At 65.5% G+C, this 26,367-nt stretch carries 14 protein-coding genes; 9 read left to right on the top strand and 5 right to left on the bottom strand.

All coding sequences use genetic code 11. The features are described from left to right. Nucleotides 1-3 precede the first annotated feature (3 nt). The 6 genes from L6Q67_RS11865 (at nucleotide 4) to L6Q67_RS11840 (ending at nucleotide 7,906) form a co-directional block, all read left to right on the top strand. Nucleotides 4-3,183 carry an efflux RND transporter permease subunit gene (locus L6Q67_RS11865; protein ID WP_296569527.1) on the top strand — a complete coding sequence of 1,060 codons (3,180 nt, stop codon included), beginning with the start codon at nucleotides 4-6 and terminating at the stop codon, nucleotides 3,181-3,183. An 81-nt stretch (nucleotides 3,184-3,264) separates the two neighbouring features. Further along, nucleotides 3,265-3,918: a protein-L-isoaspartate O-methyltransferase gene (locus L6Q67_RS11860; protein WP_296569525.1), complete on the top strand. Its 654-nt coding sequence runs from the start codon at nucleotides 3,265-3,267 to the stop codon at nucleotides 3,916-3,918. Between the two features lie 12 nt (nucleotides 3,919-3,930). Further along, nucleotides 3,931-4,254, top strand: a complete 324-nt coding sequence (locus tag L6Q67_RS11855) for a rhodanese-like domain-containing protein (RefSeq protein WP_296569523.1) — start codon at nucleotides 3,931-3,933, stop codon at nucleotides 4,252-4,254. A 29-nt stretch (nucleotides 4,255-4,283) separates the two neighbouring features. Continuing rightward, nucleotides 4,284-5,618: a TolC family outer membrane protein gene (locus L6Q67_RS11850; RefSeq protein ID WP_296569521.1), complete on the top strand. Its 1,335-nt coding sequence runs from the start codon at nucleotides 4,284-4,286 to the stop codon at nucleotides 5,616-5,618. 104 nt (nucleotides 5,619-5,722) lie between these two features. Beyond that, the gene (ubiD, locus tag L6Q67_RS11845; protein ID WP_296569520.1) at nucleotides 5,723-7,195 is read left to right on the top strand and encodes a 4-hydroxy-3-polyprenylbenzoate decarboxylase; all 1,473 of its coding nucleotides are present in this window, start codon (nucleotides 5,723-5,725) and stop codon (nucleotides 7,193-7,195) included. 90 nt (nucleotides 7,196-7,285) lie between these two features. Further along, the gene (locus tag L6Q67_RS11840; RefSeq protein WP_296569518.1) at nucleotides 7,286-7,906 is read left to right on the top strand and encodes a hypothetical protein; all 621 of its coding nucleotides are present in this window, start codon (nucleotides 7,286-7,288) and stop codon (nucleotides 7,904-7,906) included. Nucleotides 7,907-7,993: 87 nt separating this feature from the next. Here L6Q67_RS11840 and gdhA read toward each other — a convergent pair whose 3' ends face one another. From gdhA to L6Q67_RS11815, 5 genes are all read right to left on the bottom strand, one after another. Beyond that, complete coding sequence (gdhA, locus tag L6Q67_RS11835) at nucleotides 7,994-9,337, bottom strand: NADP-specific glutamate dehydrogenase (protein WP_296569516.1); 1,344 nt, start codon at nucleotides 9,335-9,337, stop codon at nucleotides 7,994-7,996. Nucleotides 9,338-9,634: 297 nt separating this feature from the next. Then, nucleotides 9,635-10,294 (bottom strand): PEP-CTERM sorting domain-containing protein, encoded by a 660-nt coding sequence (locus tag L6Q67_RS11830; RefSeq protein WP_296569514.1) that lies wholly within the window; start codon nucleotides 10,292-10,294, stop codon nucleotides 9,635-9,637. Between the two features lie 267 nt (nucleotides 10,295-10,561). Next, nucleotides 10,562-12,394, bottom strand: coding sequence for a TolC family protein (locus L6Q67_RS11825; RefSeq protein WP_296569512.1), 1,833 nt, complete (start codon nucleotides 12,392-12,394; stop codon nucleotides 10,562-10,564). Next, complete coding sequence (locus L6Q67_RS11820; protein WP_296569510.1) at nucleotides 12,394-13,731, bottom strand: HlyD family type I secretion periplasmic adaptor subunit; 1,338 nt, start codon at nucleotides 13,729-13,731, stop codon at nucleotides 12,394-12,396. Before L6Q67_RS11820 ends, L6Q67_RS11825 begins: the two co-directional genes overlap by 1 nt. Next, a complete protein-coding gene (locus L6Q67_RS11815; RefSeq protein WP_296569508.1) occupies nucleotides 13,728-15,872 on the bottom strand; it encodes a type I secretion system permease/ATPase in 2,145 nt (714 codons plus the stop codon). Before L6Q67_RS11815 ends, L6Q67_RS11820 begins: the two co-directional genes overlap by 4 nt. A gap of 728 nt (nucleotides 15,873-16,600) precedes the next feature. Here L6Q67_RS11815 and L6Q67_RS11810 point away from each other — a divergent pair. From L6Q67_RS11810 to L6Q67_RS11800, 3 genes are all read left to right on the top strand, one after another. After that, a complete protein-coding gene (locus L6Q67_RS11810) occupies nucleotides 16,601-23,665 on the top strand; it encodes an SdrD B-like domain-containing protein (RefSeq protein WP_296569506.1) in 7,065 nt (2,354 codons plus the stop codon). Between the two features lie 89 nt (nucleotides 23,666-23,754). Continuing rightward, complete coding sequence (locus L6Q67_RS11805) at nucleotides 23,755-24,429, top strand: PEP-CTERM sorting domain-containing protein (RefSeq protein ID WP_296569504.1); 675 nt, start codon at nucleotides 23,755-23,757, stop codon at nucleotides 24,427-24,429. Between the two features lie 236 nt (nucleotides 24,430-24,665). Then, nucleotides 24,666-26,366: a tetratricopeptide repeat protein gene (locus tag L6Q67_RS11800; protein ID WP_296569502.1), complete on the top strand. Its 1,701-nt coding sequence runs from the start codon at nucleotides 24,666-24,668 to the stop codon at nucleotides 26,364-26,366. Nucleotide 26,367 lies beyond the last annotated feature (1 nt).

Raw genomic sequence — 26,367 nt, 5'->3', positions numbered from 1 at the left:
GTGATGCGCTTCAATCTCTCCGAATGGGCCCTGCGCCATCAGCCCCTCGTTCGCTACCTCATCGTGGCCCTGGCCCTGGTGGGAGTGATGTCGTACCAGAAGCTTGGCCAGTCCGAAGACCCGCCCTTCACCTTCAAGGTGATGGTGGTGCGCACCGACTGGCCCGGCGCGTCGGCCCGGGAGGTGGAGGAGCAGCTCACCGACCGTATCGAGAAGAAGCTGCAGGAAGTGCCCTTCGTGGACACCATCCGCAGCTATTCGCGTCCCGGCGAATCGGTGGTGCTCTTCGTGGCCAAGGACTCGACGCCGGCGAAGGAGGTGCCGGAAGTCTTCTATCAGGTGCGCAAGAAGATCGGTGACATCAAGGGCAACCTGCCCAGCGGCATCCGCGGGCCCTATTTCAATGACGAGTTCGGCGATGTCTTCGGCAACATCTACGCCCTGACCGGAGACGGTTTCAACTACGCCCAGCTGAAGGCCGAGAGCGACCGCATCCGCGCCGAGCTGCTGCGGGTGTCCGGCGTGGCCAAGGTGGAGCTGATCGGCGAGCAGGAGCAGCGCATCTACGTCGAGCTGTCGAACACCAAGCTGGCCACCCTGGGGCTGGACGTGCAGACGGTCACCGACGCCCTGGCGCGGCAGAACGCGGTGGCCCCGGGGGGCTATTTCGAGACCCGTAACGAGCGCATCTACCTGCGCCCCAGCGGCGCCTACGACACCGTGGAGGCGATCCGCGAGACGCGCATCCGGGCCGGTGGCCGGGAGTTCCGCATCGGCGACATCGCCACCGTGGCCCGCGGCTTCGTGGAGCCGCCGGCGCCGCGCTTCCGCTTCCAGGGCCAGGATGCCCTGGGCCTGGGGGTGTCCATGGCCAAGGGGGGCGACATCATCGCCCTCGGCCGCGACCTCAAGACCACCGCGGCGGGCATCCAGGCGCGCCTGCCGGTGGGCATGGAGCTGGTGGAGGTGGCCAGCCAGCCGGCGGCGGTGCAGCGCTCGATCAGCGAGTTCGTGCAGTCCCTGGCCGAGGCGGTGATCATCGTGCTGGTGGTGTGCTTCTTCTCTCTCGGGCTGCGCACCGGCCTGGTGGTGGCCCTGTCGATTCCGCTGGTGCTGGGGGTGACCTTCTTCGGCATGCGTCTGTTTGACGTGGGCCTGCACAAGATCTCCCTGGGCGCGCTGATCCTGGCCCTCGGCCTGCTGGTGGACGACGCCATCATCGCCGTGGAGATGATGCTGGTGAAGATGGAGCAGGGCTGGGAGCGCTCCAAGGCGGCGGCCTTTGCCTACACCAGCACGGCCGGGCCGATGCTCTCCGGCACCCTGGTGACGGTGGCCGGCTTTTTGCCCATCGCCACGGCCCAGTCTTCCACCGGCGAATACACCCGCTCGATCTTCCAGGTGAACGCCATTGCCCTGCTGGCCTCGTGGCTGGCGGCTGTGGTGGTGGTGCCCTACCTGGGTTACGTGCTGCTGCCCGACCCCCGCGGGCCGAAGAAGGCGAGCTGGTTCTCCACCCGCTTCCCGCGCCTGGATGCCTTCAAGGACCGCATCGGCCTGGGTGACCCCCATGTGGAGGAGGGCGATGAGGATGCCGTGTTCCGTACGCCTTTCTACAACCGCTTCCGGGCGTTGGTGGATGCCTGCGTGCGCCGGCGCTGGCTGGTGATCGGCACCACGCTGGTGATCTTCATCGGTGCCATGGTGGGCTTCGGCTCGGTGCAGCAGCAGTTCTTCCCCAGCTCGACGCGGCTGGAGCTGCTGATCGACCTGCGCCTGCCGGAAGGGTCCAGCCTGCGCGCCACCCAGGCCGAGGCCGAGAAGGTGGAGGCCATCCTCAACAAGGAGGAAGGCATCACCAACTATGTGGCCTACGTGGGCACCGGCAGCCCGCGCTTCTACCTGCCCCTCGACCAGCAGCTGCCGGCCGCCAACTTTGCCCAGTTCGTGATCCTGACCGACAACGTACCGGCCCGGGAGGCCCTGCGCGAGCGCATGATCGCCCTGTTCAAGCAGGACTTCCCCAATCTGCGGGCCAGCATCAACCGGCTCGAAAATGGCCCGCCGGTGGGCTTTCCGGTGCAGTTCCGGATCAGTGGGCCGGACATCCCCACGGTGCGCCAGTACGCCGAGGAGATTGCCGGCGTGATGCGCGGCAACCCGAACCTGTCGGATGTGCAGATGGACTGGTACGAGCAGTCCAAGGTGCTCAAGGTGGACGTGGATCAGCACAAGGCGCGCCTGCTCGGCATCACCACCCAGGACGTGGCCAACTTCCTCAACACCTCCCTGCGCGGCCTGGCCGCCACCAGCTACCGGGAGGGCATCGAGTCCATCGACGTGATGCTGCGTGCCGACGCGGTGGAGCGGGACAAGCTGTCCCTGATCAGCGAGCTGTCCATTCCCACCCGGGCCGGCAAGTCGGTGCCCCTCGGCCAGGTGGCCACGGTGAGCCATGCCTACGAGCACGGCCTGGTGTGGCGCCGCAACCGGGAGCCGAGCATCTCGGTGCGCGGCCAGATCTACGACGGCCGCATCCAGGCGCCCACGGTCACCGCCCAGGTGCTGCCGCTGCTGGAGCCCATCCGCGCCCGCCTGCCCGCTGGCTACCGCATCGAGACCGGTGGCGCGGTGGAGGAGAGCGCCAAGGGGCAGAGCTCGGTGAATGCCGGCTTCCCGCTGTTCCTGGCGGTGGTGTTTACCGTGTTGATGGTGCAGCTGGGGAGCTTCTCGCGCACCACCATGGTGGTGCTGACGGCGCCCCTGGGGCTGATCGGGGTAGTGCTGTTCCTGCTGCTGTTCAACAAGCCCTTCGGCTTTGTGGCCATGCTCGGCACCATCGCCCTGTTCGGCATGATCATGCGCAATTCGGTGATCCTGGTGGATCAGATCGAGCAGGACGTGGAGAAGGGCCTGAGCGTGTGGGAGGCCATCGTCGAATCGGCGGTGCGCCGCCTGCGCCCCATCGCCCTGACCGCGGCGGCGGCCGTGCTGGCGATGATCCCCCTGACCCGCAGCGCCTTCTTCGGGCCGATGGCGGTGGCCATCATGGGCGGGCTCATCGTGGCCACCCTGCTGACCCTGCTCTTCGTGCCGGCCCTGTATGCCGCCTGGTACCGGGTGAAGCGCGAGCCGGGCACGATGGGTGACGCGAATGATCTAAGCCATGCCCAAGTACGCTAAAATTCGAAAGTTTTTGGCAATCGCTCAGGCATGCAGATCATCAATATTAGCCTGTGCTAATATTTACCCGGGAGTCACACAATGAATTTCGAACAAGCACGGTACAACATGGTCGAGCAGCAGATCCGCCCCTGGGAGGTGCTGGATTTCGGCGTGCTCGACCTGCTGATGAGCATCCGCCGCGAGGAGTTCGTGCCGGAGGCCTACAAGTCCCTGGCCCTGTCCGAGGCCGAAATTCCCCTTGGCCACGGCGGCAGCATGCTGGTGCCGGTCATCGAAGGGAAGATCCTGCAGGCTATCCAGGTCAAGCGTTCCGACAAGGTGCTCGAAGTCGGTGCCGGCTCCGGCTACTTCGCCGCGCTGATGGCCGCCAAGGCCGACTGGGTGCGCACCGTCGAAATCGAACCGGCCCTGGTCAACATGGCCCATGACAACCTCAAGCGCTACGGCGTCGAGAACGTCATCGTCGAAGAAGGCGATGCGATCTGTGGCTGGCCCAGCAATGCACCCTACGACCTGATCGTGGTGTCCGGCGGCGTGCCCCAGATCCCCGAATCCCTGCTGCAGCAGGTCAAGGTGGGTGGCCGCCTGTTCGCCTTCGTCGGTGACGAGCGCCTGATGACCGCCCAGCTGGTCACCTGCGTGGCCGAAGGCCAGTACCGCACCGAATCCCTTTTTGAAAACGCCGTGCCCATGATGCGCAATGCACCGCGCAAGAGTGAGTTCAAGTTCTGAGCGACTGAGTCCATGAAGCAGATCACCCCCACGGAGCTGGCCAACTGGCTGAAGGAAGAGGGCCGCGTGGCCCCTGTCCTGCTCGATGTCCGCGAGCCCGTCGAGTTCGCCCATTGCGCCATTCCCGGTTCCATCCCCATGCCCATGGCCAGCGTACCGGCCCGCATGCAGGAGCTCGAGCCGGATGCCGAGATCGTGGTGATCTGCCATCACGGCGGGCGCAGCATGCAGGTGGCGATGTTCCTGGAGCGTCAGGGTTTTTCGAACCTGATCAACCTGGCCGGCGGGGTGGCCCAGTGGGCGGCCCAGGTCGACCCGTCCATGCCCCAGTACTGATGCACCCGAACCCACGGACGGAGAAGCTGATGAGACGGATTGCGCGACCTGCGGTGCTGGCAATTGCGCTGGGACTGGCTGCGGGCCTGACGGCGCCTGGTGCGCTGGCGGCAGATCTTGAGCAGGTCTATCGCGATGCGCTGGCCAACGATGCCGCCCTGGCTTCGGCCCGGGCTTCCCGCGAGGCCGGGCTCGAGAAACTGCCCCAGGGGCGTGCGCTGCTGCTGCCGTCCCTGTCCGTGACGGGCAATACCACCTGGAACGACCTCACCCTCAAGCATCTCAACCCCGACGTCACCCGCGGCTACAACAGCAACGGCTGGCAGGCGCAGCTCACCCAGCCCCTGTTCCGCTGGCAGAACTGGGTCCAGTACAAGCAGGGCGAGCTGCAGACCACCCTGTCCGAAGCCCAGTACCAGCTGGCCCGACAGGACCTGACCCTGCGTGCGGCCCAGGCCTATTTCGACGTGCTGACGGCCCAGGACACCCTGGCCGCGGTCAGTGCCCTCTACGAGGCCAACAACCAGCAGCTGGCCCTGGCCAGGAAGAGTTTCGAGGTCGGCACCGTCACCATCACCGACGTCCACGAGGCCCAGTCCCGGGCTGATCTGTCGTCCGCCCAGGTGATTGCCGCCGAGAGCGATCTGGCCGTCAAGCGCCATGCCCTGCTGGTGCTCACCGGCAAGGAAGCCGATGCCCTCAAGGGCCTGCGCAAGGGCGTGGCCCTGAGCCGTCCCGACCCGGCCGACATCCAGTCCTGGGTGACGGCTGCCGAGGCTAGCAACCTGTCGGTGCAGGCCGCCCAGATCGCCGGCGAGATCGCCGGCCGCGAGGTGGAGCGCAACCGGGCCGGGCATCTGCCCACCGTCGATGTGGTGGCCTCCTACGGTAACAACGCCACGGCCAACGCCCTGGCCAACTTCGTCAATACCGACATCCGCTCGACCGTCGTGGCCCTGCAGGTAAACGTCCCCGTCTTCCAGGGCGGCGCCGTCAGCTCCCGTGTGCGCGAGGCTGCGGCCCTGCGCGACAAGGCGGCGGCCGATCTCGACAACGCCCGCCGCAGCTCGGCCCAGAATGCCCGCCAGGCCTACCTCGGCGTCACCAGCGGGCTCGCCCAGGTGAAGGCCTTCGAGGCCGCCCAGGTGTCTTCGGCCTCGGCCCTGGATGCCAACAAGCTGGGCTATGACGTGGGCGTGCGCATCAACATCGACGTGCTCAACGCCCAGAGCCAGCTCTACGACACCCGCCAGAAGCTGGCCAAGGCCCGCTACGACACCCTGATGGCCCAGCTCAAGCTCAAGGCGGCTGCGGGTTCCCTGGCGGAGGACGACATCAGGGCCATCAACGCACTTCTCGACTGAGACCGGCGCCTGCCGGGTTGCGGCGGGCCGGATTCAGGTAAGGTACGGGGCTGCTTTGCAGCCCTTTCCTTTTCATCCATTCAATCCAATCCATTCGTCGCCCCATGCGCTATACCGACCTACGTGACTTCATCTTCCAACTGGAACGCCTGGGCCAGCTCAAGCGGATTTCCGTCGAGGTCGACCCTCACCTGGAAATGACCGAGATCTGCGATCGGGTGCTCCGCGCCGGTGGCCCGGCCATCCTCTTCGAGCGCCCCAAGGGGCACGCCGTACCGGTGCTGGCCAACCTCTTCGGCACCCCCCAGCGGGTGGCACTGGGCATGGGGGTGAGTGGTGACGACTGGCAGGGCGCCCTGCGCGAGGTGGGCAAGCTGCTGTCCTTCCTCAAGGAGCCCGAGCCCCCCAAGGGCCTCCGGGATGCCTGGGACAAGCTGCCCATGTTCAAGCAGGTGCTCAACATGTCGCCCAAGGTGGTGTCGTCGGCGCCCTGTCAGCAGGTGGTCAAGGAGGGGAGCGAAGTGGATCTGGCCAGCCTGCCCATCCAGCACTGCTGGCCCGGCGACGTGGCGCCCCTGATCACCTGGGGCCTGGTGGTGACCCGCGGCCCCAACAAGACCCGCCAGAACCTGGGCATCTACCGCCAGCAGGTGCTCGGCCCCAACAAGGTGATCATGCGCTGGCTGGCCCACCGGGGCGGTGCGCTGGATTTCCTCGAATTCCAGAAGGCCAACCCGGGCAAGCCCTTCCCGGTGGCCGTGGTGCTGGGCTGCGATCCGGCCACCATCCTGGGCGCCGTCACGCCGGTGCCCGACTCCCTCTCCGAATATCAGTTTGCCGGCCTGCTGCGCGGGGCCAAGACCGAACTGGTCAAGTGTATCGGGTCTGATCTGCAGGTGCCGGCTTCGGCCGAGATCGTGCTGGAAGGCGTGATCCATCCGGGCGAGATGGCCCTGGAAGGGCCCTACGGCGACCATACCGGCTACTACAACGAGCAGTCGGAATTCCCGGTGTTCACCATCGAGCGCATCACCAGCCGGCCCGACCCGATCTACCACAGCACCTACACCGGCAAGCCGCCCGACGAGCCGGCCATGCTCGGGGTGGCGCTCAACGAAGTCTTTGTGCCCCTGCTGCAGAAGCAGTTCACCGAGATCGTCGACTTCTACCTGCCGCCCGAGGGCTGCTCCTACCGTCTGGCGGTGGTGAGCATCAAGAAGCAATACCCCGGCCATGCCAAGCGAGTGATGTTCGGCATCTGGAGCTTCCTGCGCCAGTTCATGTACACCAAGTTCATCATCGTGGTGGACGACGACGTGAACATCCGTGACTGGAAGGAAGTGATCTGGGCCCTGACCACCCGCATCGATGCCACCCGGGACACCACCCTGGTGGACAACACCCCGATCGACTACCTGGATTTCGCCAGCCCGGTGGCCGGCCTCGGCTCCAAGATGGGCCTCGACGCCACCAACAAGTGGCCCGGCGAGACCCAGCGCGAGTGGGGGACCCCCATCGTCATGGACGACGAGGTGAAGACGCGGGTGGATGCCATGTGGGGTGAGCTGGGGTTGTGAGTACGGCTGGCCAGCATCCCGCTGGCGAAAGGCGGCCTGTCCCGTGTCGTTTTTGTCATACTTGAGGTTTCATCACCCTCGAGCCTGCTCATGACCATGCTACCCGGGCGCACCCCGCTTCATGCGCGCTTTGCCCTGCCTTTTCTTGCCCTGGCGCTGGGGGGCTGTGCAGTCACGTCCACCGTGGTGTCCAGCATAGGCGCCCGTTCGCTGAACGGAACGGCTGTCCTGCCGTCCGGGGCGGAGGGTGTGGAGCTTGCCCTGACGGATGCGCCGCGTTCCATGCCGAGCGGAGCGGTGCTCCACTTCGCCGCGATTCCCTACTCGTCCCTGAGCACGGAACCCGGCGGCGAGCCGGCCGGCCGGCTTCTCGTGAAGCCGGCCGAAGTGCGCTGGGCGAATCCAGCCCAGGGCGACGTCACCCTCCTGCACGAGGGTGTGCCGAGACGATTCGATGTCAGGCGCAGTACCGTCCGGGGGGAGGATCTGATTACCGTCGAAAGCCCTTACAGGCGATGGTACGGCTATCCCGCCCAGGGCCTGTTGATTGCCACTTTGCCCCTCGATGCGGCTATCGACGTGGCCGTGCTTGGCGGGGTGCTCGTGTCGATGCCGGTGGTTTACGGGGTACGTGCGCTCCGGGGCGGGGATGCGGCGGAGCCGGGCAAGAGCGCGGGGGAGAGCGTTCCCCCGGACGGCGCCCGGCGCTGATCTGCGATTCCCCGCGGTCCTGCGGCCCTGTCGCCACCGGGAGCGGAGGGGCACTGCGCCATGGCCCGTTGCCGGAGGTCTGTCAGTTCAGATCACCCCCTGGGCCAGCATGGCTTCGGCCACTTTGACAAACCCGGCGATGTTGGCGCCGTCAGCGTAGCTGACGCTGCCATCGGGTCGCTGGCCGTGCTTCAGGCAGGCGGCGTGGATGCCCGTCATGATCTCCTTGAGGCGGGCGTCCACTTCTTCGCGGGTCCACGACAGGCGCATGGCGTTCTGGCTCATCTCCAGGCCGGAGGTGGACACGCCCCCCGCGTTGCTGGCCTTGCCGGGGGCGTAAAGCACGCCGCTGTGTTCGAAGAACTTGATGGCATCCACCGTGGTGGGCATGTTGGCGCCTTCGGCCACGGCGATCACGCCGTTTCTGACCAGGATGGCAGCGTCGTTAGCGTCCAGTTCGTTCTGGGTGGCGCAGGGCAGGGCCACGTCCATCGGCACGTGCCAGGGGCGCACGCCGGCTTCGAAACGGACGCCCACCTGACGGGCATAGTCGGAGACGCGGCCGTAGTGGTGGTTTTTCACATCCATCAGGATGGCCAGCTTCTCGTCCGTGAAGCCTTCCTCGTCGATAACGGTGCCACTGGAGTCGGAGCAGGTGATGGGTCGGGCGCCCACCTGCAGCAGCTTCTGGATGGCGTACTGGGCCACGTTGCCGGAACCGGACACCCCCACGCGCAGGCCTTCGAGGTTGCGGCCGGCGTGGCGCAGCATGGCATCGGCGAAATAGACGGTGCCATAGCCCGTGGATTCCGGGCGGATCAGCGACCCGCCGAAGGCCAGGCCCTTGCCGGTAAAGACGCAGCTTGCCTGGTTGGAAAGCTTCTTCATCATGCCGGCCATGTAGCCCACCTCGCGCCCGCCCACGCCGATATCACCGGCCGGCACGTCCGTGTCGGGGCCCACGTGGCGGTACAGTTCGGTCATGAAGGCCTGGCAGAAGCGCATCACCTCGCCCGGACTGCGCCCCTTGGGGTCGAAGTCCGAGCCGCCTTTGCCGCCGCCCATGGGCAGGGTGGTCAGGGCGTTCTTGAAAGTCTGCTCAAAGGCCAGGAACTTGAGGATGGACAGGTCCACCGACGGGTGGAAGCGCAGCCCGCCCTTGTAGGGGCCGATGGCCGAATTGTGCTGGATACGGTAACCGCGATTCACATGCACGTCGCCCTTGTCGTCCATCCAGGACACCCGGAACATGATGACCCGCTCCGGCTCCACCAGGCGGTCGAGCAGGGCATGTTCAGCATAGCGCGGATTGTTGGAGATGAAGGGCCACAGGCTGGACATGACTTCGCCGACGGCCTGCAGAAACTCGGGCTGGCCCGGGTTGCGTCCATTCACGTAGGACAGGAAGGATTCGAGTGAGGTGTATTTCATGCGGCATGTCTCGTTCGGAGTGTATGTGTGCACCATTTTAGTGCATTGAGTATCCGAATTGGTGCATTCGCATCTTTGGAACGGCCACGTCGGGGAGACTGCAAGGCAGACAGATGCACGCCGCGCATACCTGGCTGAGTCCTCGCCTTGCCTGGCCCTGCAAGACCGCACCGGTTCGCGGTGGACGGGAATGAACCGGCAGCTTTCGCTCAGCAAGTGTGAGAAGCGCTCCTCCTGAAGGGACGTGCACAAAAAAATGCAGCCCGTGGGCTGCATTTTTTCTGGGGGACGCAGCGCTCAGCGCTTGCGGCGGGCCATGACCAGGGCGCCGAGGGCGCCGCCCAGCAGGGCCAGGGAGGCCGGCTCGGGCACCTGGGTGCCGGGGTTGCTGACACCGAGCACGCCGACGGTGATGCCGTGCCAGTTCTCGCTGGTGTCCGTGAAGGTGATCGAGGTGTAGTCACCGATGAGTTCGATCACGCCATGCACTTCACCGCTACCAAAAAAGCCGGTGCCCGTGCCATTGAGGATAGGGGTGCCATTACCCCAGAAGCCGGCGCCGTAGCTGAGGATGTTGATCGGCACGCCGAAATCCACCGTGTTGCCGTTCCAGCTGACCAGGCCGATCAGGGGGTTATGCACGCTCTGGGAGAAGGTGATGGTCTTCGTTCCACCCCCATTGAGGGCGACGATGTCTGCCGTGGTCGGCCCGTTGTCGACCGTCGTGCTGGTGTAGATGGCCGGGTTGGTGGCCCAGTAGTTGGTGCCGCCGGCGGTCTGGGCGAAGGCATAGGGGCCGGAGAAGGTCACGCCGACGGTGCTGCTGCCGACGGTCAGATCGCCGATGACCGCGGAGGCCACGTTGCTGGTGCTGGTCCAGTCGGTCCAGTAGGCGGGTGCGGCGAGGGCGGGGGCGGAGGCCAGGGCAGCGACGAGGGCGGTGGCGAGCAGGCGCATGATCGGATCCTTTGGGCTGAGTGCCGGAAAAGTGATGTATTTCCAAAGGTTTAGCAAATTCGACGCCAGTTTTGAATTTATGCAACAAATGCTGATTTCTGTCTAAAAATCAGATGTTTGCGTCTTGGATGCAAATTTGGGCAAGGCTGCGAATGTGGCGGATTGTAAAAGCCGTCGACAGCGCCATCGGGGTATGTCCTTGCTACGTGCCGAAAGAAAAAAGCCAGGCAGGTGCCTGGCTTCTCATGGGGCGGCGGGCTCCCTGAACTACTGGGTGGCCTCTGTGGTGGGGCCCGTCGGGCGGGGGGCCGGTGGTGCGAGTACCGTTTCGGCGGCAATCTTCCACTGGCCGTCCACCTTCACCCAGTCGATCTGCTTGCGCACCGTGTCCCGGTAGTGACCGGCGCTGTAATGCTGGGTGAAGCGCGTGCTCAGGCGTTCGGTGCCCCGCGGGCGCAGCTTCAGGTTGTCGATGTGGATGCTGGGGGACTGGGCCTGGCTGACGCGGGTGCGGCGCTCGCTTTCCCAGTCGGCGGTGCTGCGCCCCTTGCCGGGTTGGAAGTCGGCCACGTAGAAGGCCCGGTAGGCGTCAAAGTCGCGTGCCGCCCAGGCGGCGGCCCAGGCTTCGAGACGCTGCTCGGGGCTGGCGGCGTCTGATTCGGTGGTGGCTGCCGTGGCGGGCTTTGCTGCTGCTGCGGGCGCCAGCTCCATCTCCGGGGCGGGCAGGGCGTCCACCACCGGCACCGGGGCGGCGGCCAGGGCCGGGGTGTAGGGCGTGGTGCCCAGCAGTTCGGGCTGGATGGGCGCCGGTTGGTAGTGGGTGCGCAGGGTTTCGCGCAGTTCGCCGGCCAGGCTCAGGAGCTGGGCCTGCAGGGTGGTCTGCTGGGCACGGTTTTCGATCAGGGCGCGCTGGGCGCTGAAGAGGTCTTCCTGGGCGATGGACAGGTCGTTGAGGCTGCGCCGGCCGGCTTCGAAATGGAGTTCGTAGGCCGCGGCCACGCGCTGGGCCGCCACCACCCTTCGCTCGGTGAGGGGGGCGATCTCGCGGGCTTCGGTGAATTGCCGGTAGAGATCGGTGATCTCCCGGGAGACCTTCAGCAGCAGGTCGTCGGCGTCGGCCTGGGCGGCCTGGTGACGTTCGACGGCCTCGCTGTGGCGGCCGAGGTTCTTGCCGCCGAGGGGAATGTCGATGCTGACCTGGAGCTGGGCGGCCCGGTCGGTGTCGGAGACGGGGACCGGGCTGGTGTTGTTGTCGAGGCGCTTGTTTACCGACAGGTCGACGGCCGGGAAGAAGCTGCCCCGGGCCACCCCGATGTCGGCCTTGCGGGCCGAGCTGCGCTGCAGGGCGGCGCGCAGGCGGGGGTTGCGTTCGTGGATGCGTTCCACCAGGGCGTCGATGTCGTTTTCCACCGTCTTTGAGCGGATCCCCGGGGGTACCAGCTCATTGGGGGCTTCGCCGGTGAGCAGGCGGTAGCGGTACTCGGCGGTGCCCAGCTGGGCCCGCAGCTGGCCGAGCAGGGTGCGGCTCTGGATCAGGCGCACGTGCATCAGGTCGAGCTCAGCCGAGGAGATGCGGCCCGCATCCACACGCTGGGCGACGCTGGTTTCGACCCTCTCCTGGCGGGCGATGGTGGCCTGCAGGCTGCTCATGGTCTGGCGCAGACGCACTACATCGGCGTAGGTTTCGGTGATTTCGAAGGCGACCTGTTCGAGGACGCTGTCCAGGTCGGCATCGGCGGCGTCCCGGCTGAAGGCGGCGGAGCGCAGGCGGCTGGTGTCGGCGGCACCGTTGAAAACGTTCCAGCGCAGGCTGGCGTCGCTGCGGCGCACGTTGCGGTCCACCGGGCGGCCCTGGGTTTCGTCCCGGGCGTCGGAGTTGCGGTAGCTCAGCCCGAGGCTGGGCAGGAAGTCGGAGCGCACCTGGGTGATCTGGGCCTCGGTAGCCCGCAGCAGGGCCTGGGCGGAGCGTACGCTGGGTTGTTGCAGCAGCACCTTGTCCACCACGCTGGGCAGGGGGGCGGCGTAGGCCGGGGCGCCGAGCAGGCCGCAAGCGGCCAGCACCACGGCGAGGCGGCGGGGAGCAGTGAAAAACGGGGTCATCAGCGTTCGCGCAGGGATTTGTCGAAGGTCTTGACGATGGGTTTTAGCATGTATTCCATCATCGTGCGCTTGCCGGTCTGGATGCTGGCGTCGGCGGCCATGCCCGGGGAGATGGTGAGGCGCTCGGAGCGCTCGCCGAGGAAGTTTTTCTGGGTTTCCAGGAAGACCTCGAAGAAGGTGTCCTTGCGCTCGGCATCCACCACGGCGTCGGCGCCCACCCGTACCACCTGGCCGGCGAGGGTGCCGAAGATGGAGGAGTCATAGGCGCTGATGCGGATTTTGGCTTCCTGGCCGGGCTTGATGAAGGCGATGTCCGAAGGCTTGACCCGGGCTGCCACCAGCAGGCGCTCTTCGGCCGGCACCACTTCCATGATGGTCTCGCCGGCCTTCACCACGCCACCGATGGTGGGGATGAGGAGGCGGTTCACCACGCCGTCGAGGGGCGCACGCAGCTCGCGGCGGGCCACCTTGTCGCTGCGGCCGGTGAGCTGCTCGCCCAGGGTGGCGGCGCGCAGTTCGATCTCGTTCTTCTCCTTGCTGGTCTCGGTGAGGAAGCGCGAGCGGGTTTCCGACAGGCGGGCCTGGGCTTCGGCCACGGCGGCCTGGATGCGGCCGATGGCGATGCGGGTAGTCTCCAGTTCACCCTTCTGGCTGGTGTAGCGCTGCTGGGCGGCAAGCAGGTCGGCGCGGGCACCGGCACCGGCACCGGCGAGTTTTTCCTCAATGGCCAGAGCTTCCCGGGCCGGGCCGATGGCTTCCTGCAGGGCCTGGTGGCGGGCCTTGGCTTCGGCCAACTCCTGCTGGCGTTGGCTGATCTGGCGGGACAGGGTTTCGAGGGTGTTCTCGCGCTCCTGACGGCGGCTCTGCCACAGGGTGCGTTGTTCGCGCACCAGGTCGGGGGCGCTCTGTTCGAGATCCGGCGGGAAGCTCGGGGTGATGTTGCGGGCTTCCGCATCCAGGCGCACCAGGGCGGCCCGGGCGCCCCACAGGCTCTGCTGGGACTCGCCCAGGTCGGCCGCGAACTGGAGGTTCTGGACCACGGCGAGGACGTCGCCCTTCTTCACCACCGAACCTTCACGGGCGTTGAGGGCCTGCAGGATGCCGCCTTCCATGCTCTGGATCTGCTGCAGCCGGCTCGAGGGTACGACGGAACCGACGGCATTCACCGAAATGTCGAGCCGGGCCAGGCTCATCCAGGCAAACAGCAGCACGAAGAACAGGGCCGTGACACCCAGCAGGATCAGGATGGCCCGGCGCGGACCCCGGTCGAAGTCGGGGTGATGGCTGACGGGCTCGCTGTCGATGCGTGGAGTGGCGGTGGGCGCGTTGGTTTTCATGCGGCGTATTCCTTCGGTGCGGCCTGGGCGGGGCCGCCCTGCAGCTTGCGCAGTACCTCGGCGCGCGGGCCGTCGAGGACCACCCGGCCCTGGTCGACCACGACCAGCCGGTCCACCAGCGGCAGCATGGCCATGCGGTGGGTGACCAGCAGCAGGGTCACGCCCTTGATGCTGCGCAGGTTTTCGATGAGTCGGGATTCGGTGGCCGGGTCCATCATGCTGGAGGGCTCGTCGAGGAGCAGCATGCGGGGCTGCTGCACCAGGGCCCGGGCGATGGAGACAGCCTGGCGCTGGCCGCCGGAGAGGCGGTCGCCGCGCTCGCCCACCTGGGTGCCCAGGCCGTGGGGCATCTGGGTCAGGGTCTCGTCGAGGCAGGACAGGCGCAGGGCTTCGAGGATCTCGGCGTCACCGGCCTGGCTGTTGCCGAGCAGGATGTTCTCGCGGATGTCGCCGTGGAAGAGCACCACGTCCTGGGGCACGTAGCCCACCTGCCGGCGCAGGCTCTGGGGTTCGAGCTGGTTCACCGACATGCCGTCCACCAGCACGTTGCCCTGGCCGGGGCCGTAAAGGTTGAGGAGCAGCTTGAACAGGGTGCTCTTGCCGGAACCGATGCGGCCGATGAAGCCGACACGCTCGCCCGGGCGGATGCTCAGGTTGAGCCCCTTCAGCACGGGCGGGCAGTCCGGGTAGGCGAAGTGCACGTCGCGGAAGTCGATGCGCCCCTGCATGCGCGGCAGGTGCAGGCTGTCGGCGGTCTCGTCGGTGGGCGACTCCATGATCTTGTCGAGGGCGTCGAGGGCCTGGCGGGTCTGTTCGTAGCGCACGATCAGGGCGGCGATCTGGGTGGCCGGGGTGATGGCCCGGGCGGTCAGCATCGACACGGCGATCAGCTGCCCCATGGTCAGCTCGCCGGCGGAGATCAGCAGGGCGCCGAACATCACGATCAGGATGGTGGTGAGGTTGGTCACCAGCATGGAGACGTAAGTCCCGAAGGAGGTCCACTCCCGCATCTTCACCGAGTTCTCGGAGATCTTGACGGTGAGCATCTCCCACTGGCGGCGGGCCCAGGCCTCGGCACCGAGAACCTTGATGGTGTCCACGCCGTTCATGGTCTCGAACAGGTGGGCGGTGCGCTGGGCGGACTCCTGCATGTTGGCGCCGAGCACCCGGATCAGGGGGCGCCGGATCAACAGCGACGAGGCGATGGTCAGGGGGATCATCACCAGCGGGATCATCACCAGCCAGTGTCCGACCAGTCCGATCAGCACCAGGAAGAACAGCATGAAGGGCACGTCGCCCAGGGCGGTCAGGGTGGATGAGGTGACGAATTCGCGAACCGATTCGAAGTCCCGCACGATGTTCGCCAGCACTCCGCCGGAGGCCGGCCGGTTGGCCGCCCGCAGGCGCAGGGCATGGGCGAACACGTGGGACGACATGGCCACGTCGGCCTTGCGCGCCGCCGCCTCAAGGAGGTAGCTGCGCAGCATCTTGATGACCAGATCGAAGAGCACCACCACTGCAACGGCGCCGGTCAGCACCCACAGGCTGTCGAGGGCGTTGTTGGGTACCACGCGGTCATACACCGACATGGTGTAGAAGGGGATCACCGCGGCGAAGACGTTGGTCAGCACGGTGGCCAGCAGGGCCCAGCCGTAGATGCCGCGGTTGGCCAGCAGGGTGTCCCAGAACCAGCGCCGCGGGCGCGGCAGATGGTAGAGCAGGCTGCGGGTGTCGAAGAACACCAGCGGCCGCACGAAGTAGGTGATGCCCGGGTAGTCGGCCGCGATGGTCGCGGCGCTGAGGGACACGCTGCCACGGATGCCCGGCTGCACGCACTCGAAGTCGTCACCCTTGCGGTTCAGCACCACCAGCGGATCGCCCCCCTCGACGATGATCAGCGCCGGCAGCTCGGACGGCCGGAAGGCCTCCGGCGTCTTGACACTGCGGCTGAGGGACAGGCCGCCGCGCTGAGCGCATTCGCGGATGTGCGCCTCGCTGATGTGGCCATCGACCACGGGGGTGTCTGCCAGCAGCTGGGAGGGATCGGCACGCTTGCCGAAGAAGTGCGCCAGGAACATCAACTGATCGATGATCCCGTCGACCGGCGCCTCGCCAGGGGTGGATGAGGGTGTTTCGCGCATGGGCAGAAAGCTCGGTTAGTCGTGCTGCGCAGAGACCGGAAATCGGTGTCCGCATGAATCAGGACGCCGATGGTGCCACAGGACCCCAAATGCCAAATGTTAAAAAGTCACGGGGTTTTTGCCTCCTTGATGCTGCTTGCGTACTTGGTCACATTTTTCGTTTCCGGGTGACGATGATCTTGGCGGCTATTTAAGCGTTTTTAACAAATAAGATGTCTTTTTTCTGTTTACGAGCCCCGAATTTTCGTGTGTGCATTTGTTTTTCTTATTTTGCAAAAAAGTGTCAATTCGTCTCCCGGGAGTGTGGCTTATTGCCTGTCGGAGAATTTCGCGGGTTTTTGGAAGGCGAAAAAGTAGGGGGCAAGACCCTGCATGGGGGGGAGGGGGGTGTTTCTTGTTTTTTGAAAAACATAAATAAAACAACTAGTAAGCGCGATTTTTAAACCCGTTTGAATGGCGCGGGAAGTGATCCGTTTATCGCTCCGCAATGCTTTTATTCAATCCGGAGTGTCGGATTTTTTTACAGCGAATAATGGTTTGTGCTTTTTCACACACGTCAAAAACCCTGCAGATCCCATTAAGTTGTTGAGGGGCTTTGAAATTCTCGTTTTTGACAGTTGTTGATGTCTTGGTGGCCCGCAAATTGCAGTTGGATCTCCGTTTTTCTTTCTTCGTCTCCCTTTCTCGAAGGGCAGGCGACATAACACGCAAAAAGATGGAGGTCGTTCATGGCAACTTCGCGGTACTCAACCAGCGTTTCCCTTTGCGAAGACACCAGCAAGAATTTCGAGCTGTTCGATCTGCTCAAGCAGGCGGATCCCAACTACTCCGCTGTTGATCCGGCTCGCATCAAACTCTACGTTTACGACGGCACCAAGTACGTCGAAACCACCTCCGGCTACTTCACGGCGGTGGACAAGGACACCTTCACTGTCGATGCTTCCCTGCTCCCGAACTTCAACGGCGAGCTGAAGGTTCGCGTTCTCGGCACCGACAGCACCGGCAACAGCTTCATCCTCGACATCACCATCGATGTCACCCCCGTGAATGACGCGCCCTCCGGCGCCGACGACTCCGCCAACGTCGCCAGCGGCGATGTGTACGTGCTGGGTCTGGCCGACTTCGGCTTTACCGATGCGGTCGAAGGCGACGCCTTCAAGTCCGTGGTCATCACCAGCCTGCCGAGCGCCGGCACTCTGCTGCTCAACGGCGTCGCCGTCACCGCCGGCCAGGAAGTCCTGGCCGCTGACGTGGCTGCCGGCAGCCTGACCTACCTGGCTCCCAGCGATGCGGGTGGCGCCATCGGCTTCACCTTCCAGGTGCGTGACACCGGCGGCACTGACGGCTGCGGCGGCAACGACCTGGACCTGACCCCCAATACCTTCACCTTCAACGTGCCCGTCCCCGCCAAGGCGGTCATCGGCGACACCGTGTGGGAAGACGTGAACGGCAATGGCCTGCAGGACGCCGGCGAAGCCGGTATCGGCGGCGTGACCGTTCAACTGCGTGACCCCCAGGGCAACCTGGTGCAGACCACCACCACCGACAGCGCCGGCAAGTACAGCTTCACCGTCAATCCGGGCAGCTACTTCGTCACCGTCGTGGCCCCCAACGGCTATGCCGCCACCGAGCGGGACGTGGGCGCCAATGACGGCATCGATAGCGACATCGACGGCACCGGTCTCAGCCACCTCGTCACCGTTGGCGCGGGCGACATCAACAACACCGTCGATGCCGGCCTGTTCCGCACCGCCGAAATCGGCAACCGCGTGTGGCTCGACGTGAATGGCAATGGCCTGCAGGATGCCGGCGAAGCCGGCGTCCAGGGCGTCCAGGTCCGCCTGCTCGACGCCAACGGCAACGCCGTTGAAGGCCCGATCACCACCGACGCCAACGGCAACTACCTGTTCTCCGGCCTCAAGCCCGGTGTTTACAGCATCGCCTTCGACCCGGCCACGCTGCCCGCCGGCTACCGCTTCACCACCCGTGATGCGGGCGCCGACTCCGCCGACTCCGACGTCAATCCGCAGGATGGCACCACCATCCAGACCGTGCTCGTCTCCGGCGAGTCCGACCTGAGCTGGGATGCCGGCATCGTCGCGAATCCGGGCACCATTTCCGGTAACGTGTCGGAAGATCAGGACAACGACAACACCGGCGACAGCCCCATCGCCGGCGTGACCGTGCAGCTGAAGGACCCGGCGGGCAACGTGGTGCAGACCACCACCACCGACGCCAACGGCAACTACACGTTCAACAACGTGCCGGCCGGCAATTACACCGTCGTCGAAACCAACAAGCCGGGCTTCTCGGATGTGGGCGACGTGGATGGCGGCGATCCCAACGTGATCTCCGTGACTCTGCCGGCAGGTGGCAACAGCACCGGCAACGACTTCGTCGATGAGCGCCTGCCGGGCGTGGTCTCCGGCTCCGTGCTGGAAGACAACAACAACGACAACGTGGGCGACACCCCGATCCCGGGCGTGACCGTCGAGCTGAAGGACCCGGCGGGCAACGTGGTTCAAACCACCACCACCGACGCCAACGGCAACTACACCTTCAACAACGTGCCCCCGGGCAACTACACCGTTGTCGAAACCAACAAGCCGGGCTACACCGACGTGGGCGACAGCGACGGCGGCAACCCCAACACCATCGCCGTGACCGTGACCCCGGGCTCCTCGAGCACCGGCAACGTGTTCGTCGATGAGCGTCCGGCCACCCTGGGCGACCGCGTGTGGGAAGACAAGAACGCCAACGGCGTTCAGGATGCCGGCGAAGCCGGTATCGCCAACGTCACCGTTCAGCTCAAGGACACCGCCGGCAACGTGGTCAGCACCACCACCACCGACGCCAACGGCAACTACAGCTTCAGCGTCACCCCGGGCACCTACACGGTTGCCGTGGTGAAGCCGGCGGGCTACGAGATCACCGGCCAGGACCTGGGCGGCAACGAAGCCACCGACAGCGACATCAATGCTGCTGGCGTGACCGCTCCGGTGACCCTGCAGTCGGGCCAGAACAACCCGAACGTGGATGCGGGCCTGTACAAGCTGGCCGAGCTGGGCGACAAGGTCTGGTACGACACCAACAAGAACGGCGTGCAGGACGCAGGCGAAGCCGGCGTGCAGGGCGTGAAGGTTTCGCTGCTGGATGCAGCCGGTAACGTGGTCACCACCCAGACCACCGACACCAGCGGCAACTACCTCTTCACCAACCTGAAGCCGGGCACCTACAGCGTGCAGTTCGACAAGGCCACGCTGCCCACCGGCTACGTGTTCACCTCGAAGGACGTGGGCTCGGACGCCACCGACAGCGACGCCGACACCAGCACCGGCAAGACCATCCAGACCGTTCTGGATTCGGGCGAATCGGACAAGACCTGGGACGCCGGCATTGTGGCCAACCCCGGTTCCATCTCCGGCACCGTGCGCGAGGATGTGGACAACAACAACACCGGCGACACCCCCATCGCTGGCGTGACTGTGCAACTGAAGGACAGCACCGGTACCGTGGTGCAGACCACCACTACCGATGCCAACGGCAACTACACGTTCAACAACGTGCCGGCCGGCAACTACACCGTCGTCGAAACCAACAAGCCGGGTTACCTGGACGTCAATGACGTTGATGGCGGCAACCCGAACAGCATCGCGGTGAATCTGACCCCGGGCGCTTCCAGCACCGGCAACGATTTCGTGGATGAGCGCACCGCCGCCATCGGCGACAAGGTGTGGCTGGACAAGAATGCCAACGGCGTGCAGGACGCCGGTGAGGCCGGTATCGCCGGTGTCGCCGTCAAGCTGCTCGACAGCACTGGCACCGTGGTGGGCTCCGCCACCACCGACGCCAACGGCAACTACCAGTTCAGCAACCTGGCCCCGGGCGACTATGCCGTGCAGATCGCTGCACCGGCCGGCTATTTCGTCAGCCCGAAGGACCAGGGCGGTAACGACGCCACCGACAGCGACATCGACCCGACCACCGGCAAGACCATCAACACCACCCTCAGCGCCGGCGAGACCGACCTGACCTGGGACGCCGGCCTGTACCAGAAGGCTTCCCTGGGTGACAAGGTGTGGATGGACACCAACAAGAACGGTGTTCAGGACGCGGGCGAAGCCGGTGTTTCCGGCGTGACCGTGAAGCTGCTCGACAGCACCGGCAACGTGGTCTCCACCGCCACGACCGATGCCAACGGCAACTACCTGTTCAAGGATCTGGTGCCGGGCAACTACTCGGTTCAGGTCGTCGCTCCGGCTGGCACCAGCTTCACCGGCAAGGACCTGGGCGGCAACGACACCACCGACAGCGATGTGGATAGCACCGGCAAGTCCGGCGTCATCAACCTCGAGTCCGGCGAAACCGACACCTCCGTGGATGCGGGCCTGACCCAATCCACCGCCTCCTACGGCGACAAGGTGTGGCTGGACAAGAACGCCAACGGCATCCAGGAAGCAGGCGAAGGCGGCATTGCCGGCGTCACCGTGAAGCTGCTCAACAGCGCCGGTGCCGTGGTGGCCACCACCACCACCGATGCCAACGGCAACTACCTGTTCGACAACCTGACCCCGGGTGACTACTCCGCCCAGATCGTGGCCCCCACCGGCTACTTCCTGAGCGCCAAGGATCAGGGCACCAACGACGCCATCGACAGCGACTTCGACCCGACCACCGGCAAGACCGTCGTGACCACGCTGGCCACCGGCGAAGCGGATCTGTCCTGGGATGCGGGCCTTTACCAGAAGGCTTCCATCGGCGACAAGGTGTGGGCCGACTGCAACACCAATGGCATTCAGGACGGCAATGAAGCGGGTGTCGTGGGTGTCACCGTGAAGCTGCTGAACAGCGCCGGCACCGTGGTGGCCACCACCATGACCGACGCCAACGGCAACTACCTGTTCAAGGATCTGGTGCCGGGCAGCTACTCGGTGCAGGTCGTGGCCCCCACCGGCTACACCATCACCGCCAAGGACCAGGGCACCAACGATGCCGTGGATTCCGATGCTGACCAGGCCACCGGCAAGACCGTGACCACCGTGCTCGAGTCGGGTGAAAACGATCTGACCTGGGACGCCGGCCTGGCTGCCAAGGTTGTGACCGCCACCTTCGACTTCAACGGCAACATGGCGACCGACGGTACCGACGGCAACGTGCTGTGCTTCACCAACAACGGCATCAATGTCAATGCCAGCGCCTTCAGCCGTGACAAGACCACCGGTGCGTGGGCCAAGGCCTACCTGGGTGCCTACGGTGGCGGCCTGGGCGTGACCGATAGCTCGGAAGGTTCCGGTAGCGGCAACACCCACACGGTGGACAACAACGGCACCCGTGATAACTACGTGCTGTTCGAGTTCAACCAGGCCGTGGTGGTCGACAAGGCCTACCTGGGCTACGTAGTGGGCGACAGTGACGCCAAGGTGTGGATCGGCACCGTGAATGGGGCCTTCGACAGCCACATCACCCTGTCCGACGCGGTGCTGTCCAGCATGGGCTTCACCGAAGTCAATGCCACCACCCTCACGTCCGCCCGCTGGGCCGACCTGAACGCCAACGGCTTCGTGGGCAACGTGCTCATCGTTGCCGCGGCACCGGGTGAGACCAACGACTACTTCAAGATCCAGAACCTGGTCGTGAATACGCCGTCCGCCTTCTGCGCCACCGATGTCAGCATCGGTGACAAGGTCTGGGAAGACACCAACGCCAACGGCCGTCAGGACGCGGGTGAAGCCGGCATCGCCGGGGTGACCGTCAAGCTGCTCAACAGCGCCGGCACCGTGCTCACCACCACCACCACCGACGCCAGCGGCAACTACCTGTTCAGCGGCCTGCCCGCCGGCAGCTACAAGGTCCAGGTCGTTACCCCGACCGGCTACGTCATCACCACCAAGGACGCCACCGTGGCGACCGATGCCACCGACAGCGACATCGACGCCAGCGGTATCTCCGGTCTCTACACCCTGACCGGCGGCAGCAACAACCTCACCGTCGATGCCGGCTTCTACAAGGCCCGTGCCTCGCTGGGTGACAAGGTGTGGTGCGACGCCGACAAGGATGGCATCCAGGACGCCGGTGAAGTGGGCGCCAGCGGCGTGACCGTCAAGCTCCTCGACGCCAGCGGCACCGTGGTGGCGACGACCACCACCGATACCAACGGCAACTACAAGTTCAGCAACCTGAACCCGGGTGATTACTCCGTGCAGGTCGTGGCCCCCACCGGCTACGCCTTCTCGGCGAAGGACCAAGGCACCAACGATGGTGCGGATTCCGACGTGGATACCGTCACCGGCAAGTCGGGTGTGGTCACCCTCGCGGCAGGCGAGAACAACGTGTCCCTCGATGCAGGTATCTACTTCAAGCCCACCACCGGCTCCATCGGTGACCGGGTGTGGGAGGACATGAACTACAACGGCATCCAGGACGCGGGCGAAGCCGGCATCAAGGGCGTGACCGTCAAGCTGCTCAACTCCGCCGGCACCGTGGTGGCCACCACCACGACCGACGCGAGCGGCAACTACCTGTTCAGCAACCTCAACGCCGGCAACTACAAGGTGCAGGTGGTGGCTCCGACCGGCTACTACTACACCAAGCAGGATCAGGCAGGCTGGAACGGTACCGACAGCGCGGTCAACTCGTCGGGCTACACCGGCACCGTTGCGCTGGCTGCCGGTGAGTCGCAGTTGAAGCTGGATGCCGGCCTGTATCGCAAGGCCAGCATCGGTGACAAGGTGTGGGAAGACAAGAACCACAATGACATCCAGGACAGCACCGAACCTGGTATCTGCAACGTCAAGGTTCTGCTGCAGAACTCCGTCGGCACCACCATCGCCACCACCTACACGGATGTGAACGGCAACTACAAGTTCACCAACCTGGATCCGGGCACCTACCGTATCGTCTTCGACAAGTCCGCCACCACCTACCTGGGTGTGGATATGTCCAAGTGGTACTGGGCTGCCAAGGACGTTGGCACCGACGACACCAAGGACGCCGATGCCTACAGCACCACCGATGTTGCCTACACCAACTACACCACCCTGGTGTCCGGTGAGGCCGACATGACCTGGGACGCCGCGATCACTCCGATTGTGCTCGACCTGGACGGCAACGGCATCCAGACCATCGCCCGTGAAAACTCGGGTGGCACCTTCGACCTGCTGGGTACCGGCAAGGGCATCGGGAGTGGCTGGATCTCTGCGGGCGATGCCTTCCTGGCCATCGACATCAACCACGACGGCAAGATCTCCAGCGTGGCCGAGCTGTTCGGCGGCTACAGCAAGGGTGACGGCTTCGCCAAGCTCGAAAACTTCGACAGCAACGGCGATGGTTACGTGGATGCCAAGGATGCCGCATTCGGCGATCTGCGCGTGTGGCAGGATCTCAATGGCAACCACCAGACCGATGAAGGTGAGCTGCGCAGCCTCGCCGAAGCCGGTGTGGCCAGCCTGAAGGTGGCTTTCACCGAGCTGCCCGCCATCGATGAGCAGGGCAACCTGCACCTCGAGCGTTCCAGCGCGACCCTGGCCGACGGCCGCAGCATCGACATGACCGACGTGTATTTCAACGTCTCCGTCGCCGATGCCGAAGCCGCCGGGATCAAACTGCCCAGCCTGTCCGCCCTGCTGGGAGACGACACCAGCCTCGACGCAGCCCTGGGCTCCACGGTGATCACGGTCGAAGTGACCGCCACCGCCGCCACGGTGACCAATTGCGTCAGCGACGGTGCCGTGACCGCCCTGAGCCAGCTGGCCAACCTGTACGACGAGCAGCAACTTGCCCTGATAGCCGCCTAAGTCTCAACGCACCCGCCGGGATCTTCCCGGTGGGTGCCCAAGGCGCCATCCGGACACGCAGTCACTTTTTAAACGTAGGAGAAAAATCAATGAATCACAGCAGCTTCTTCAAGAAATCCGCCGTGGCCCTGGCTGCCGTCGGTCTTTTCGCCAGCGCTTCCGCCCAGGCTGACTCCCTGGTGCTCGAGCAGGACATCAACTCCCTGGCCTTCACCGTCAATGTCGGTGGCGTGCAGGACGACGTCGTTGCCGGCGTGTTCAACGTCGACAACCTCACCCGCGGCACCAGCTTCCTGGCTTTCTGCTTCGAGCTGCTGCAAGGCGTTGGCGTTGGCGCCCTGACCCCCCCGGGTCTTGAGTTCTCCGCCAGCAACGCGGTGAATGCCAGCACCCAGGCGCTCTTCAACCAGAGCTACGCCACCCTCGACTTCAGCGATGCCTCCGCCCTGGCCGGCTTCCAGATCGCCCTGTGGGAAACCCTGGACGACAACAATCTGACCACCGGCACCTACCAGAACTGGGTTGGCGACACCGGCAGCTTTGAAGAAGATCTGGCCCTGCTGGTTGCAGACACCTTCCTGGGCAACATTGCCGCTGGCGCCCCCGCCACCGGCAACTACAAGCTGACCAGCTGGCTCAACGGCTCCAGCCAGGATCTGATCCAGGCCACCCCGGCCACCGGCACCGTGCCCGAGCCCGCCACCGCCCTGCTGGGCGCGCTGGGTCTGGCTGGTATCGCCGCCGTCCGTCGTCGCAAGGCCTGATCGTCATCGGGCACCCTTCGGGGGGCCCGTCTGGCAGCGCATGCCGCGAGAAGCGGAGAAAGGGGGCTTGCCCCCTTTTTCTCTTTTCGGCCCCTGGCGGGCCGGCAGCGCGGCAGATTGGCATATGCCTGTAAAATGTTTTCCTGAACACGTTTTGTGACCGAATTCCGTGATGCAGAAGAGGCTTGCCAGTACTCTCCTGCCCGCGTCGCCCCGCTTCACCGTCCGAGGTCTTCATGCATCGAACCCGTCTCTACCCAGCCCTGATCCTGGGGTCGGGCCTTGCCCTCTTCTCCCTCGTCGCTAGTGCGGACCTGATGCTCGGCAGCCCTGCCGCTGCGCTGGAAGGGGCCGCCCGCGCCGACAGCGACTCCCTGGGGCGGGGCCGTGCAGCCCTGCGGGCACGGAACTTCGACCAGGCCGAGAAGGCCTTCAGCGAGGCATACCGGCAGAACCCCTCGTCAGTTGAAGCCATGCTCGGCATGGCCGCCGTGAGCCATGCCCAGGGCAAGGCAAAGCTCGCCCGGGACTGGATGTCCAGCGCCGTGGCGATGGCGCCGGGGCAGCCGTCCGTCCTCCAGGCCCAGGCCCGGCTGCTGGTGGAACAGGGGCTGCCGGCAGCGGCCGAGGAGAGCTACCGGGCCGCCATTGCCAATCGCCCGGACGACGCCCAGCTCAAACTCGATCTTGCCGCCCTTTATGCCGAGTCCCTCAAGAAGCCCGGGCAGGCGGTCAGCCTGCTGCGCGAGGTGGTGAGGCTGCGTCCGGAGATGGTCGAGGCCCAACTGCAGCTCGGCATGGCCCTGTCCATGGATGGACGCACCGAGGAAGCCGGGCGGGTGCTCGACGACGCCCTGCGCCGGGAACCGAACAATCCCCGTGTCCTGCATGCCCGGGCCCTGGCGCATCTGAAGCAGGGGCAGGCAGAGAAGGCTCTCGAATTGCTGGACAGGGCTCTGGCCCAGCGCAAGGACTACGCCGCTGCCGTGGTGGCCCGGGGCGATGCCCTGCAGGCCCTGGGCCGCGGCGAGCAGGCGCTGGAAGCCTATCGGCGGGCGATTGCCATGGCGCCCGGCAGCTCACTTCCCCATGCCCTGATGGCCCAGACGCTGGCACATCTGAAGCGCCCGGCCGAGGCCGAGAAGGCCTACCGGGAAGCCCTGCGGATCGATCCCGACAATACCCGCATCGCCAACAATCTGGCTGTCCTGCTCGCCAACCAGAAGACCAGCCTGGATGAAGCCTTGAGCCTGGCCAAGCGCGCCGCCGACAAGGAGCCCGGCCGCAGCACCTTCTTCGACACTCTTGGTCTGGTCCTGCAGGCCCGGGGCGATACGGCGGGTGCCCGTCAGGCCTTTGAGCGCGCCCTGGCGCTGGAACCGGGCAATGCGGAGTTCCGTCAGCATCTGAGCCGGGTTGGCACGGTGGGCACGGCAGCGGCCACCACGGCGGCGGCAGTGAAGCCAGCCTCGGCTCCCGCCGTGGTCGCCGCACCGGCTGTTGCCGCAGCGCCGGCCCCGGCGCCTGCCGCCAAGGTGGCGGTGGCTGCCCCACCTGCCGCCCCGGCACCTGTGGCCAAGCCGGCCGCCGGCGCCGACGACGCTGCCCGTCTGGTGGCCAGCCGTCTGGAAGCGTGGCGCCTGGCCTGGGAGTCCAAGGACGCGAGCCGCTACCTGGGCTTCTACGCCAGTAGCTTCGTCCCTGCCGACAAGCGCGCCCGGGCCGCCTGGGAGGCGGATCGCCGCAGCAAGCTCGACAAGAAGGGCGAGATCAAGGTGCAGGTCAATGGCCCGGCCATCAAGGCCGAAGGCGAGGCCGTCTCGGTGATCTTCGAGCAGCGCTACCAGTCGGGCAACTACAGCGACGTGGGGCGCAAGCAGCTGGAGTGGGTGCGTGAGGGCGGCGAATGGAAGATCCGCCGGGAGCAACAGATCTGAG

It is taken from the genome of Zoogloea sp. (assembly GCF_023150065.1).
GTDB lineage: Bacteria > Pseudomonadota > Gammaproteobacteria > Burkholderiales > Rhodocyclaceae > Zoogloea.
This window is presented reverse-complemented; position numbering and strand designations above follow the sequence as displayed.

Coding starts and splice junctions, on each gene's coding strand:
- L6Q67_RS11825 (WP_296569512.1), bottom strand. CDS start 12,394: ATGACCCCGTTTTTCACTGCTCCCCGCCGCCTCGCCGTGGTGCTGGCC.
- L6Q67_RS11830 (WP_296569514.1), bottom strand. CDS start 10,294: ATGCGCCTGCTCGCCACCGCCCTCGTCGCTGCCCTGGCCTCCGCCCCC.
- L6Q67_RS11810 (WP_296569506.1), top strand. CDS start 16,601: ATGGCAACTTCGCGGTACTCAACCAGCGTTTCCCTTTGCGAAGACACC.
- L6Q67_RS11820 (WP_296569510.1), bottom strand. CDS start 13,731: ATGAAAACCAACGCGCCCACCGCCACTCCACGCATCGACAGCGAGCCC.
- L6Q67_RS11840 (WP_296569518.1), top strand. CDS start 7,286: ATGACCATGCTACCCGGGCGCACCCCGCTTCATGCGCGCTTTGCCCTG.
- L6Q67_RS11850 (WP_296569521.1), top strand. CDS start 4,284: ATGAGACGGATTGCGCGACCTGCGGTGCTGGCAATTGCGCTGGGACTG.
- ubiD (WP_296569520.1), top strand. CDS start 5,723: ATGCGCTATACCGACCTACGTGACTTCATCTTCCAACTGGAACGCCTG.
- L6Q67_RS11855 (WP_296569523.1), top strand. CDS start 3,931: ATGAAGCAGATCACCCCCACGGAGCTGGCCAACTGGCTGAAGGAAGAG.
- L6Q67_RS11815 (WP_296569508.1), bottom strand. CDS start 15,872: ATGCGCGAAACACCCTCATCCACCCCTGGCGAGGCGCCGGTCGACGGG.
- L6Q67_RS11860 (WP_296569525.1), top strand. CDS start 3,265: ATGAATTTCGAACAAGCACGGTACAACATGGTCGAGCAGCAGATCCGC.
- L6Q67_RS11800 (WP_296569502.1), top strand. CDS start 24,666: ATGCATCGAACCCGTCTCTACCCAGCCCTGATCCTGGGGTCGGGCCTT.
- L6Q67_RS11805 (WP_296569504.1), top strand. CDS start 23,755: ATGAATCACAGCAGCTTCTTCAAGAAATCCGCCGTGGCCCTGGCTGCC.
- gdhA (WP_296569516.1), bottom strand. CDS start 9,337: ATGAAATACACCTCACTCGAATCCTTCCTGTCCTACGTGAATGGACGC.
- L6Q67_RS11865 (WP_296569527.1), top strand. CDS start 4: ATGCGCTTCAATCTCTCCGAATGGGCCCTGCGCCATCAGCCCCTCGTT.